Source organism: Devosia sp. T2-14 (genome assembly GCF_055397495.1).
In genome coordinates this window covers 722,630-735,052 of record NZ_AP027921.1, presented here as the reverse complement: position 1 = coordinate 735,052, position 12,423 = coordinate 722,630, and the positions used below count along the sequence as shown (strand labels likewise).

Here is a 12,423-nt window from a genome sequence, read left to right as displayed (position 1 = left end):
GGCGCGCGGCTTGTGGCGCCATGGCCCGCGCCGGATCGCATCCGGCGGGGCGGATACGAAGGCCGGAGACCTCAATGAAACGCATTCTGCTTGCGGAAGACGATAACGACATGCGCCAGTTCCTGACGCGTGCGCTCAAGAACGCAGGCTATGAAGTGGTCTCGTTTGATAATGGCCTGTCCGCCTATGAGCGTCTGCGCGAAGAGCCCTTCGCGCTGCTGCTCAGCGATATCGTGATGCCTGAAATGGATGGAATCGAACTGGCGCGCCGCGCCACCGAACTCGATCCAGACCTCAAGGTGATGTTCATCACCGGCTTTGCCGCGGTTGCCCTCAATCCGGACAGCGACGCACCCAAGGAAGCGTCGGTGCTCTCAAAGCCCTTTCACCTCAAGGATTTGGTCAACGAAGTCGAACGTCTTCTGGCCGCTTGAAAAAAGACTATCCACAATCCGCGTTTGGCCTCTTGACCCCTCGGGGGGTTCCATGGTTTATCCGCGCCACTGGCAGGGCTTAGCGCCCTTCCTTCCCGGAGAGATGGGCGTATAGCTCAGCGGGAGAGCACCTCGTTGACATCGAGGGGGTCACAAGTTCGATCCTTGTTACGCCCACCATCTCTCTAAGACTTTCGCCTTTGGCGACGGGAGTATAGCTCAGCGGGAGAGCATTCGCTTCACACGCGAAGGGTCACAAGTTCAATCCTTGTTACTCCCACCATCGGCCTTCCTTTTTCGAGATCTCTGAAAACGGCGATCCTCTGCGCTCCTGGTGCTAACGTACCCCAGTTGCGCCCCTACGCCCCGAAATCCCCGACTGCCGCATTGTGCTTGTGCCCACCGGGCCATTCCGGCGAAGGCTGAAATCTAGGCTATGCCCCCACCGAACATGCGGTGCCGTGATTCGCGCACTTAGTGACCAGGCGATTCGCGCGTTTGATCGTCATCCGACGAATCAGCGCTATGCCCTCATGGTGAGGCGCGCTGCGTGCCCCTCAGGGAATCACCACATCGTCTGCCGGGCGCGTTCCGGCCAGGCCTGGTCATAATCCCGGCCGCCGACCTGATTCTCCGTCATTGCCGCCAGCATTTCGCCCGCGGTCGGCAGCGATTTGGGGTCGAGATGCCGTTCGGGGTTCCACAATTCGCTGCGGATGATGGCGCGGGCGCATTGGAAATACAGCTCGTCGATCGCCATCACGATCACCGAACGCGGCGCCTTGCCCTCCATGGCAAAGCTCTCCAGCAGCTCGGGGTCGACGCTGAGATGGGCCCTTCCGTTGGCGCGGAACGTCGTGCCGCTGCCCGGCAGTAGAAACAGGAACGCGCAGCGCGGGTCCCGCACGATATTGCGCAGCGAATCGATGCGGTTATTGCCGCGCCGGTCGGGCATCATCAATGTGTTGTTATCATGCACCCGCACGAAGCCGGGCTGGTCGCCGCGTGGCGAGCAATCGATCCCCTCCGGCCCCACCGTCGCCAGGGCGGCAAACGGGCTCGCCTCGATCAGGCGCCGGTAATGTGGCGTCATGGCCGTGGCGACCTTGGCGGTGGAGGCGGCGACCGGAGCGGGAGAATACAGCGCTTCGAGCTGTTCGATGGAGGTCACGATGGTCATGGATGGGCCTTGTCTCGCGGTGGGGCCGGTATTGCAGCACCAGACCCTATGGGCTGGCGGTATCTGATCCTATATTCAGCGTTTGTGACAGCGCGAAACAGGAGTGAATCGATGGACACCCATGCCTTCAAGGTGACCCGGACGGATGCCGAATGGCGCGCCATGCTGACCCCGGAACAATATTACATCATGCGCGAGCATGGCACCGAGCGTCCCGGCTCGTGTGCGCTCCTGCATGAAACCCGGCAGGGAGCCTTTTCCTGCGCCGGCTGCGATACGCCGCTGTTCGAATCGACGCTGAAGTTTGAAAGCGGCACCGGCTGGCCCAGCTTCAACGATCCGCTGCCGGGCGCGGTGGAAACCACCACCGACAAGAGCCACGGCATGGTGCGCACCGAGGTGCATTGCGCCACCTGCGGCAGCCATCTCGGCCACGTCTTCCCCGATGGTCCCCCGCCCACCGGCCTGCGCTATTGCATCAATGGCGTGGCGCTCAATTTCACGCCTGCCGCGTGAAGCTCTCGGCCAATCTCTCCATGCTCTATCCAGAGCATGGTTTTCTCGACAGGTTTGGCGCCGCGGCAGCCGATGGCTTCCGCGGCGTCGAATATGTTTCTCCCTATGAGCACGCGCCCGAGACCATTGCCGCCCTGCTCGAGCGCCATGGGCTGGAGCAGGCGCTGTTCAACATGCCGGCGGGCGATTGGGCCGCCGGCGAGCGGGGCCTCGCCTGCCTGCCCGGGCGCGAGGCCGAGTTTGCCGCAGGTATCGACACCGCCATCGCCTATGCGCAGGCGCTGGGCTGCACGCAGGTCAATTGCCTCGCGGGCATCATACCGGCTGGCGAAGCTCGCGACCGTTGCGAGAGCGTGCTGGTCGCCAATCTCGCGCTGGCCGCCGAACTGCTGGGCGAGGTGGGGATCAGAGTGTTGCTGGAGCCGATCAACCAGCACGACATGCCAGGCTATGCCATTTCCGGCACCGCTCAGGCCGAGGCCATCATGGCTCGCGTCGGCTCCGACAATCTCTGGCTGCAATACGATTTCTACCACATGCAGGTGACCCAGGGTGACCTGCTGACCAATTTCGAGCGCCTGCAAACCCGCATCGCCCATGTGCAGGTCGCCGACGTGCCGGGCCGGCACGAACCGGGCACCGGCGAGATCAACTATCCCAATGTCTTCCAAGCCCTTGACCGCCTCGGATACGACGGCTGGATCGGCGCGGAATACAGGCCATTGGCGGGCACGAGCGCAGGGCTAGGCTGGATGCGGTCTTAGCTAAGCACGACCTCCGCAGTCCGCAGTCGTCTCCCTCCCCCTTGCGGGGAGGGATCAAGGGTGGGGGGAGGACTGGCCCCGATATCGCGGCTCTCGCTCCCCCACCCTGCTCGATCAGGGGCTTGGCAAACGCTAAGCCCTATCTCGCTTCCGTGCCCACAAGGTGAAGGGAAGACGACTGAGACATCGCGTGGGTTTGGCTCCCGCATGCTGCCCTAAGCACCGATGCTGCCCGCGGACTTGAGCCGCGGGCCCCTCTCAGCTTTCTCCCCAAATGGTGCCCGTGCCGCGAGGCCCGCGGATCAAGTCCGCGGGCAGCGCCGGTGGGCGGGAAGAGTAGGAGGACCGAGCCCTACGTCCCCCGCGGCTTCGCGCGAGCCGTAGGTTTTGCCTTTGCCGGCTCATCAGGCCAGGGGTGGCGTGGGTAGCGCCCCTTGAGGTCCTTGACCACATCAGCCCATGAACCGCTCCAAAATCCGGGCAAATCACGAGTGGTCTGAATCGGGCGATGGGCCGGGGAGAGTAGGATCAGCAGCAGACGGATACGCCCATTGGCAATGGTGGGGTGGCGCGTCAGACCGAACAATTCCTGCACGCGGATTTCGATCGCCGGGCCGCCCTCGGCCGAATAGTCGATCGGCACGGCATTGCCCGTTGGGGCGGTGAAGTGGCTCGGCAGCAGCGCTTCGATATCCTGCCGGCGCGCATAGGGCAGCAGCAGGTCGAGCGCGGTGCGCAAAACATCGCCTGTTATCTCCGACAGCTTGGTCAGTCCGAACAAGGCCGGCGCCAGCCATTCGGCAACGCTGGGCGCGAGGGCTTCGGCGGTGAGGTCCGGCCATTCGTCGCCCAGCGTGAAGCGCAGGAAATTGGCGCGCGCGCGCCAGGCCTTCTGCTCGCGGCTCCACGGCAGCAGGTCGAGGCCGCGACGGGCGGCGGCTTCGGCGAGCAGCAAGGCGGCGACCTCGGGATCTTCCACGGCCACCGGTTCATCGGCTAGGCGCAGGGCGCCAAGACGGCGGACGCGGCGGGCGCGAACGCTGCCGGAGGGATCGTCGAAGGCCAGCACATTTTCGCTGACGATGTGGGACGCGAAAAGGTTTTCGATGTCGTCCCGCGTCAACGGCGCCGCACCGCGAATACGACCATTGGCGGCAGCGCCGGTCATATCGGTCACGACGAGGAAGGGAGAGGCGGCGAGGGACTCGGTGGCGTCGAGGCTGGCCTGGCGACCATTGGCGAGCCGGAACCGTCCACGCGCGCCAGCGGCCTGCGCAACGCGGTCGGGATAGGCGCGGGCAAGGTGTTGGCCGACCGGCAGATTGCCGCCGGTGCCGCCACCAGCAGATTTTGCCCAGCGAAGTGCCAGCATGCTTGAAGACGATGCATGTTTGCCGCCATCCCGTCTGAAGCGCTCCAGGCGCTGGCTGAGGTCGATGCTGTCGCCCCCGAGGCCGCGTTCGCCGATCAGCAATGCCAGCTCTGCGGCGGTCCGCGCATCATCCTCGGCGGCAGCCGATACCACCATATGGGCAAGGCGCGGATGCAGCGGCAGGCGCGCCAGAGCCTTGCCATCGGCGGTGAGATGCCCGGATGCGTCGAGGGCATCGAGCGATTGCAGCAGGGCAATGGCCTCGTTCCAGGCGGGGCCGGGCGGCGGATCGAGAAAGCCCAGTGTGGTGGGGTCGGTGACGCCCCAGGCGGCCAGGTCGAGCGCGAGCCCGGCAAGGTCGGCGGCCAAAATCTCAGGCGTATCAAAGGGTTCGAGTGCTGCGGTCTGGCCCTCGTTCCACAGGCGGATGGCGATGCCGGGGCTGGTGCGGCCAGCGCGGCCCCGGCGCTGGTCGGCCCCGGCCCGCGATACGCGGCGGGTCGCCAGTGTCGTCAGGCCCGTGCCCGGCTCATAAACCGGAATGCGGCGGAAGCCGCTGTCGACAACGATCCGGACGCCATCGATAGTCAGCGAGGTTTCGGCAATCGAGGTGGCCAGCACCACTTTGCGGCGCCCGTCCTGGGCCGGCCGGATGGCGCGGTCCTGCTCGGCCGGCGTGAGCTGCCCATAGAGTGGCGCGATGTCGGTATTGGCCGGCACGCGTGCAGCCAGTCTTGCAGCAATCCGGGTGATTTCTCCCTGTCCGGGGAGGAAAACCAGCATGGATCCCTCATGCTCGCGCAACCCCGCCAGCACGGCATTGCTCACCTGATCTTCCAGCCGCAACAGCGGATCGGGCTCGCGATAAAACGTTTCCACCGGATAGGCCCGACCGAGGCTTTCGATCACCGGTGCATCGTTCAAAAGCCCGGAAACCCTGGCGCCATCGATGGTTGCCGACATCACCAGCACCCGCAGATCGGGCCGCAAAGCCGCCGCATCGAGCGCCAGCGCCAGCCCCAGATCGCCATCGAGACTGCGTTCGTGGAACTCGTCGAAGAGGATCGCGGCTACGCCGCTCAGCTCGGGATCATCGAGCACCATGCGGGTAAACACCCCTTCGGTGACGATCTCGACCCGGGTGCGGGCGGAAATTTTCGTATCCATACGAACACGATAGCCGATGGTGCCGCCCACCTCGTCGCCGAGCAGGCGCGCCATCTGCCCGGCGGCGGCACGGGCCGCGAGGCGCCGGGGCTCCAACATGATGATGCGGCCTTCGCCCCGCCAGGGGGCATCGAGCAGAGCCAGCGGCACGCGCGTGGTTTTGCCGGCACCGGGCGGTGCCACCAGCACGGCATAGGGCCCGCTCGCCAGCGCCTGTAGCAGGGCCGGCAGGGCATCATCAATGGGCAGGGGCGGCAGCGGGGGCAGGGGCATCGCCGAGCCATACCCCTAGCCCAACCCTGACCACAAGAGAGCAGTTTCCACGCCCCGGCCGGCAAGGCTAGTGTGCAGCTGATTTGGCAGGAGGGCGACATGGGCAATGTGAGCATCGGCAATGAGCAATTGCGGGTCGAGGTTTCGCCCATGGGCTCGGAAATGGCGTCGCTCGTTACCAGCGATGGCAACAACTGGCTGTGGGAGGGGGATTCCGCGTTCTGGTCTGGCCGTTCGCCCGTGCTGTTTCCCATCGTGGGCAAGTCACCGGGCGACCACATCCGCATCGATGGCGTGCGCTACCCGATGGGCCAGCACGGCTTCGCCCGTCGCAGCATGTTCGAGCTGGCGGCCAAAGGCGCGGATTTCTGCCGCTTTGAGCTGCATTCCAGCCCGGCGAGCCGGTCGATCTATCCGTTCGATTTCCTGCTGGCCATCGAGCACAGGGTGAGCGGCAACAGCGTTGCGGTCACGGCCGAGGTCACCAATCTCGACGAGACCGCGATGCCATACGGGATCGGGTTTCATCCCGGCTTTGTCTGGCCGCTGCCGAGCTGCGAGGGGCAGGAGCATAGCGTCACGCTCGACAATGGCGGCGCGCCGGAACTGGTTCGGCTATCGGGCGGGCTGGTGAAGCCGGGCGCGATGCCCTCGCCATTCCAGCGGGGCCGGCTGGTGCTCGATCACGCGCTGTTCGACGCCGATGCCATGCTGTTTCCCGAGGGCGCAGGCTCCGGCGTGCGCTATGCGGCGGGCAGCAAGAGCCTGCATTTCACTTGGGATAACCTGCCCAATTTTGCCATCTGGTCCAAGCCCGGCGCGCCCTTTGTGTGCCTGGAACCCTGGCATGGCACGGCGGCCATGGTGGATGGCAGCGAGGATCTGGCCTCGCGACCCTATGGGGTCGTGCTGGCACCGGGCGAGACCGCGCGCTATGGCTTTACGGTCACGATAGAGGGCTAGTGGCCTATTCGGCCGCGCCGCGCTCGTCGATCAGGTTGTCGGGGCCATTGGGATCGCCCGCAGCGGTTTCGGCACCCAGGTCGGGGAAAGCCACGACCCGGTTGTTGCGGAAATCGAGCCGCACGACGAGCAGGCCCCGTTCCTCGAACCAGGTCAGCAGGCGCCGGGCCCGGCTGGCCGAATGGGTGCCATAGAGGCGCGCCAGCGTTGCGTCGGACGGGCAGGGCGCATTGGTGAGCGCGGCCTGCGCCAGCACGAGGAACACGCCCTGCACGTCGTCGGTCAGCGATTCCGACATGTTGAGGGCATGCTGCCAGCCATCGGACTGGGCGACTTCCTTGTCCGGGGCGACGCGGGCAATGGCCAGCTTGCGCTTGAATTCGGGCAGGGCCGGCGGCTCGCCCGGCACGCGGCGGATGCGGCAGCGCACCAAAAAGTCCTGATACAGCACGGCGACGGTGCGGAACGAGGCGTCGGGATCGTCCAGCAGCTCCACCATGATGTCCTCGATCTGGCTGGCGCGTTCGGCCTCGTCGATCTCGGGGAACAGGCTTTGCGGCGCTTCCTCAACCGGCGGACGGGCGCGGGCAACTTGCGCCAGCAGCTCATTGGTCGAAGGCGGGGGCGGCGGCGCCGGGCGGCGCACATAGGGCTTGATCTGCTCTTCGGGCGAGGCCGTGAAGATCAGGTCGGCGGCGTCGATCGGCGCTTCGGGCAGGGGCGTCAGCTTGGGGCTGGTCGAGCGGGCCGAGGTTTCCACATTGCCGATGGTAACAGGCAGCGGGCGGCGCGAAATGGCGGGGCCGAGGGCGACAAAGCAGCCGCGCGTCAGGTCGCGGAACTGCTCGGCCTGGCGGCGCTCCATGCCGAGCAGGTCGGCAGCGCGGGCCATGTCGATATCGAGAAAGGTGCGGCCCATCAGGAAGTTGGACGCTTCGGCGGCGACGTTCTTGGCGAGCTTGGCAAGGCGCTGGGTGGCGATGACACCAGCCAGGCCGCGCTTGCGGCCACGGCACATCAGGTTGGTCATGGCGCCCAGCGACAGCTTGCGGGCCTCGTCGCTGACTTCGCCGGCCACGGCGGGCGCGAAGAGCTGGGCTTCGTCGACCACGACAAGCACGGGATACCAATAGTCGCGGTCGGCATCGAACATGCCGCCGAGGAAAGCCGCCGCGGCGCGCATCTGCTGCTCGACGTCGAGGCCTTCAAGATTGAGCACCACGGAAACGCGGTGCTGGCGCACGCGGGCGGCAATGCGCGTCAGCTCGGCCTCGGTGCGCGTGGCATCGACCACCAGATGTCCGAACTTGTCGGACAGCGTGGTGAAGTCGCCTTCTGGGTCGATGATGCATTGCTGCACCCAGGGGGCCGATTGCTCGAGCAGGCGCCGCAGCAGGTGCGACTTGCCCGAACCCGAATTGCCCTGCACCAGCAGGCGCGTGGCCAGCAGCTCTTCGAGATCGAGCGTCGCGGGCTTGGCGCCCGTCGTTGCGCCCATGTCGATTGCTACCTTCATCGGGTCTCCGGAGGGGGGCACGGCCGTCATTCGGGCGTGCGCAGCACTAGGTGTTCCCGACTGTTAGCACCGACCGCGCCGATTCGGGGAATAGGGATGGGGAAGTCACAGGGTGGTGAGATCACGATGTGATTGCCGCACCCCCACAAACTCGGCGTCATCCCGGCCTTGAGCCGGGATCCATCTCTAGATCTCAGGATGGGCCCCGGCTCAAGGCCGGGGTGACATAGTGGGTGGTGGAGATGTGCCTATAAATCCCGCAACAGCCTCGCCGGCCTTGCCGTCGCCGCGCGCAGGATCGTCAGTGCGCCCAAGAGTGCGGTGATGGCGATGGCGGCGAGCAGCACGACGCCGAGCGAGTCGATGTCGAGGGTGAAGTCGACATTGAGCATTACCATGCTGACCAGCCGGCCCAGGCTGACGCCCAGAATGGTGGCCGGAATGGCGGCGAGGGCGGCCAGGATCAGATATTGCGCGAAGGCAGTGGTCATCAGCTCAAGGCGTGTGGCGCCCAGAACCTTGGTGATCACCGTGTCGGCCTCGCGCTGGCGGCGGCCCGTCGACAGGCTCCCGATCAGCACCAGCAGGCCATTGCCCACGGCCAGCCCGCCCACCAGGGTCGCGGCGAAGGACAGCTGGCTCAGCGCATCGGTGATCTGCTTGAGCGTGTCGCCGATGGCGATGAAGCGCACGTCGGGGAAATCCGATGCCAGCATGCGCTTGACCGCCTCCTCGCGCCCCGGCGCGGCGGTGACGGCCGCGAACAGGGTGGTCGGATATTGTTCGATGACGCCGGGCGAGAAGGTGGCGAGGAAGTCGATGCCGCCCTGCCAGGAATAGTCGCGGAAGCTGGCGATCGCCACGGTGACCGCTTCGCCGAAAATGGTAAAGGTCAGCGTGTCGCCAAGCTCGACGCCAAGCCCGGAGCGCAGGCTCTGGTGCAGCGAGACGAGGCCCGGGCCGGTATAGTCGGCGGGCCACCAGCTGCCTGAGACGATGCGCGACGAAGCCGGCAACTCGGTGCGGTAGGTCAGCGGCACTTCACCGGCCAGCAGGAAGGTCGCTTCGGGCCCGCGGGTGTGGACGCTGGCGGCGGGCACGCCGTTGATGTCGGTTAGGCTGCCGCGCAGCATGGGCGTGGCGACAAAGCCGGGAATGTCGGTGCCGGGGCCAGCCTGGGCGGCCAGTTCGTCCACCTCGTCGGGGAACAGGTCGGAGGCCACCAGCGTCGGCACGTCGAAGGCCGAGGCGCCGAGGAATTCCTGCCGGAGATTGGCCTGCAGCACCAGCACCACGATCAGCATGGAGAGTGCCATGCCGGCCGAAACCACCACGGCGGCGGCATTCTGGCCAGAGCCGGAAATGGCGCGCAGCGCGTGGCGCGGAATGCGGGCGCGCGGTTCGGGTAGGCGGGGAAGGATGGTTTGGATGGCGTGGATGAACAGCTGGAACAGGATGGCTGCGGCAAAGCTGGCAAGGCCGAAAGCCGCCACCAGCGCGACGTCGCCGGTCATGAGCCAGGCCAGCACGAAGAAGGCCAGTGCGGCGGCAACCAGCGGCAGGAACTGCCACGAGCTCAGCAGCGCCCGCCAGTCGACGGGCGGGGCCGACAGGCCCTTGGAGCGGAACAGCAGCACCGGGCGGATGGTCTGGGCCTGCTGCAGGGGCAGATAGGAAAAGGCGAAAGCCGTGACGAAGCCCGCCGCGGCCGCCACCAGCAGCGGTTGGGGATGCAGGCTCGCAACCAGATCGATGCCCACGGCGCGCCCGATGGCAGGCAGCACGAGGAAGGCCGCGCCGCCGCCGATGATGAGGCCGATGCCCACGCCGACGGCGGCCAGGGTCGCGACCTGCGCGAAAAAGTGGATGAAGATGCGCGAGCGGCCGGCACCCATGCTGCGCAGGATGGCGATGACGTTGGCGCGCTCGGCAATGTAAGACTGCATGCCGGTCCACACGCTGACGCCGCCGATCAGCAGCGAGCCCAAGCCCACAATCACCAGGAAGCGTATGAACAGGTCGTAGTACGTTACCATCTGGCCCAGCCCGTCGCGGGCGGTGCGGAGACTCCAGCCGGTGTCGGCAAAGGCCGTGGCGACGGCGTCGGTGGCCGCCGTCGTGTCGTCGCTGGTAAGCAGCAGCTTATAGCGGTACCAGGTGCCAAGACCGGGCAAAGGTGATGAGCGGTCCGAGACGGTGGCAAAGCCATCGGTGGTGATCAGCGTGGTGAGGCCGAGGCGGAAGCCGCGCACCGGGCCATCGGGCAGCTTGGTCAGGGTGCCGCGCGCCTCAAAGGGCGTGCCGCCCAGCATGAAGGTGTCGCCAATGGCAATGCCCAGCTGGTCGAGCAGCAGCGCATCAACCAGAGCGCCGTGCACGTCGCCGTGCGGCGCGAGGAAGTCGAACACCGACTGGTCGGCGGCCAGCTGCGGGCTGACCACATGCCCCAGCAGCGGATAGGTCGAGCCGACGGCCGAGAGATCGACAAAGGCGTCGGCGCTGTCGGATTCGGCGCGGACATTGGTGTCGACCACGCTGGAAACGCGGCCGAACTGCTCCATGGCCGTCACCTCGTCTGAGGTGGCCATGCGGTCGGCGCGCGAAAGTTCGAGGTCGCCGCCCATCAGTTCGGCGGCGCTGCCATCGATGGCGCGGGTAATGCTGGCGCCAACCGAGTTGACGCCGGAGATCAATGCCGTGCCAACGGCCAGGCACACGACCAGCAGCAGGAAGCGGCGGAGATCGCCGCGCATGTCCAAAAGGCCAATGCGGACAGCGGCCCACACGGCGTTCATCAGGCGTGCACCGGCGTTTCGGTCAGGTGGCCCGCCGTCATGGTGAAGACCCGGTCGGCGCGGGCAGCAAGATGGGGATCGTGGGTAATCAGCACCACGGCGGTGCCCTGCTTGCGGGCAAGGTCGAACATCAGCTCGACCACCAGCGCGCCGGTCTTCTGGTCCAGGTTGCCGGTCGGCTCGTCCGCCAGCAGGAGCGGGGGATTGGCGACCATGGCGCGGGCGAGGCCTACGCGCTGCTGTTCACCACCCGACAGGGCTGATGGGCGATGGTCAAGGCGGTCGCCGAGGCCGACGGCCACCAGCGCCGCGGCGGCCTTTTCGCGGATTTCGGCCATCGACAGTTCCGGCGAGGCGATTTCGAGCGCCAGCCCCACATTGTCATGGGCGGTCAGCGAGGGAATGAGGTGGAAGCTCTGAAACACGATGCCCAGGGTCTTGCGGCGGAAGCGGGCCAGATCGTCTTCGCTGAGATCGCCCAGCTCGGAGCCGTTGACCACCACCTGTCCCGTGGTGGCGCGCTCGAGCCCGGCCAGCAGCATCAGCAGGGACGTCTTGCCGCTGCCGGACGGGCCGACAATGGCGACGACTTCGGCCGGCGCGACGCGCAGTGAGACGCCTTTGAGAATGTGAAGCGGCCGGGCGGCGACTTCGAGATTATAGGTTACATTGAGGGCATCAATGATCGGCTTGTCAGAGGTTTTCACCCGAACCTGATCCATCTCTCCCGCGGCGGTCTCGCGGCTTGGCACAAACGATACAGAAATTTGTACGCTCCAGCTGGTAGCGAAATCGTAACATCATTGTCAGGTGTGTCAGATTCTTATTGGCTTAGGTATCTCCCTACTGGCAGACATGAACAGAATCTGATGTCAGAGACCGACAGGGGGGCTTTCCGGATGAAGCGTTCGAATATTGTTGGTGCCGTGCTGGCGGCTGTACTTGTGCTTGCGGGCGCTGCGCCATCGCAGGCGGGTGATGCCGAGCTGGCACTGCTGACATCCTATGTCGGCAGCTGGCGGGGCGAAGGCGCCCTGGTGGGGGGTGATCGCCCCGAGCCGTTCCGTTGCCGCCTCAACATTGCCAAGGGCAACCAGACCAAGGTGAACTATACCGGCCGTTGCACGCTGGTGGATGCCACGCTCTCGATCAGCGGCACGATCGCCTTCAATGACGATCAGAAGCGCTACGAAGCGGCGATGAGCTCCAATGCCGGGTTTACCGGCCTCGCCGTCGGGCGGCAGAGCCAGGGCCAGATCAGCTTCGATCTCAAGGAGCAGCAGAAGGATCGCGCCGGCAGCGACGTGCGCATCGGTTCGCGGATCCTGCTGCAGGGCAATGACAGCATCACCGTCGACTTCGAGGTTGAGTTCAACAATTCCGGCCGGGTGCTGACCGCGACGGTGCCGTTCGCCAAATAACGACCCGCAAGTAACGAACGCG

10 protein-coding genes and 2 tRNA genes are annotated in these 12,423 nt (G+C 65.9%); 7 read left to right on the top strand and 5 right to left on the bottom strand.

All coding sequences use genetic code 11. The features are described 5' to 3' along the window. Positions 1-74 precede the first annotated feature (74 nt). The 3 genes from cpdR to ACZ5WT_RS03560 all read left to right on the top strand — a co-directional run bounded on the left by cpdR (position 75) and on the right by ACZ5WT_RS03560 (position 717). Positions 75-434, top strand: a complete 360-nt coding sequence (gene cpdR / locus ACZ5WT_RS03570; RefSeq protein ID WP_464286016.1) for a cell cycle two-component system response regulator CpdR — start codon at positions 75-77, stop codon at positions 432-434. Positions 435-539: 105 nt separating this feature from the next. Next, positions 540-614, top strand: a tRNA-Val gene (locus ACZ5WT_RS03565). 28 nt (positions 615-642) lie between these two features. Then, a tRNA-Val gene (locus ACZ5WT_RS03560) sits at positions 643-717 on the top strand. Between the two features lie 282 nt (positions 718-999). Here ACZ5WT_RS03560 and ACZ5WT_RS03555 read toward each other — a convergent pair. Then, positions 1,000-1,614 carry a pyridoxamine 5'-phosphate oxidase family protein gene (locus ACZ5WT_RS03555; RefSeq protein WP_464286015.1) on the bottom strand — a complete coding sequence of 205 codons (615 nt, stop codon included), beginning with the start codon at positions 1,612-1,614 and terminating at the stop codon, positions 1,000-1,002. Positions 1,615-1,725: 111 nt separating this feature from the next. Here ACZ5WT_RS03555 and msrB point away from each other — a divergent pair, with 111 nt between their 5' ends. Together msrB and otnI are read left to right on the top strand one after the other, a co-directional pair. After that, entirely contained in the window at positions 1,726-2,130 is a 405-nt protein-coding gene (gene msrB, locus ACZ5WT_RS03550; RefSeq protein WP_464286014.1) for a peptide-methionine (R)-S-oxide reductase MsrB, read from the top strand. 20 nt (positions 2,131-2,150) lie between these two features. Then, complete coding sequence (gene otnI / locus ACZ5WT_RS03545) at positions 2,151-2,894, top strand: 2-oxo-tetronate isomerase (protein WP_464287147.1); 744 nt, start codon at positions 2,151-2,153, stop codon at positions 2,892-2,894. A 352-nt stretch (positions 2,895-3,246) separates the two neighbouring features. Here otnI and hrpB read toward each other — a convergent pair whose 3' ends face one another. Continuing rightward, positions 3,247-5,706, bottom strand: coding sequence for an ATP-dependent helicase HrpB (gene hrpB, locus ACZ5WT_RS03540; RefSeq protein WP_464286013.1), 2,460 nt, complete (start codon positions 5,704-5,706; stop codon positions 3,247-3,249). 99 nt (positions 5,707-5,805) lie between these two features. Between hrpB and ACZ5WT_RS03535 the strand changes: the two genes are divergently transcribed. Next, positions 5,806-6,669, top strand: coding sequence for an aldose 1-epimerase family protein (locus ACZ5WT_RS03535; RefSeq protein WP_464286012.1), 864 nt, complete (start codon positions 5,806-5,808; stop codon positions 6,667-6,669). A 4-nt stretch (positions 6,670-6,673) separates the two neighbouring features. Here the strand turns inward: ACZ5WT_RS03535 and ACZ5WT_RS03530 are convergent, their stop codons facing one another. From ACZ5WT_RS03530 to ACZ5WT_RS03520, 3 genes are all read right to left on the bottom strand, one after another. Further along, positions 6,674-8,185, bottom strand: a complete 1,512-nt coding sequence (locus ACZ5WT_RS03530) for a helicase HerA domain-containing protein (protein ID WP_464286011.1) — start codon at positions 8,183-8,185, stop codon at positions 6,674-6,676. Positions 8,186-8,433: 248 nt separating this feature from the next. After that, entirely contained in the window at positions 8,434-10,980 is a 2,547-nt protein-coding gene (locus tag ACZ5WT_RS03525; RefSeq protein ID WP_464286010.1) for an ABC transporter permease, read from the bottom strand. Further along, a complete protein-coding gene (locus ACZ5WT_RS03520; RefSeq protein WP_464286009.1) occupies positions 10,980-11,687 on the bottom strand; it encodes an ABC transporter ATP-binding protein in 708 nt (235 codons plus the stop codon). The genes ACZ5WT_RS03525 and ACZ5WT_RS03520 overlap by 1 nt, the downstream gene beginning before the upstream one ends. Positions 11,688-11,879: 192 nt before the next feature. On the opposite strand from ACZ5WT_RS03520, the gene ACZ5WT_RS03515 reads away from it, so the two are divergent. Continuing rightward, complete coding sequence (locus ACZ5WT_RS03515) at positions 11,880-12,401, top strand: heme-binding beta-barrel domain-containing protein (RefSeq protein ID WP_464286008.1); 522 nt, start codon at positions 11,880-11,882, stop codon at positions 12,399-12,401. Positions 12,402-12,423 lie beyond the last annotated feature (22 nt).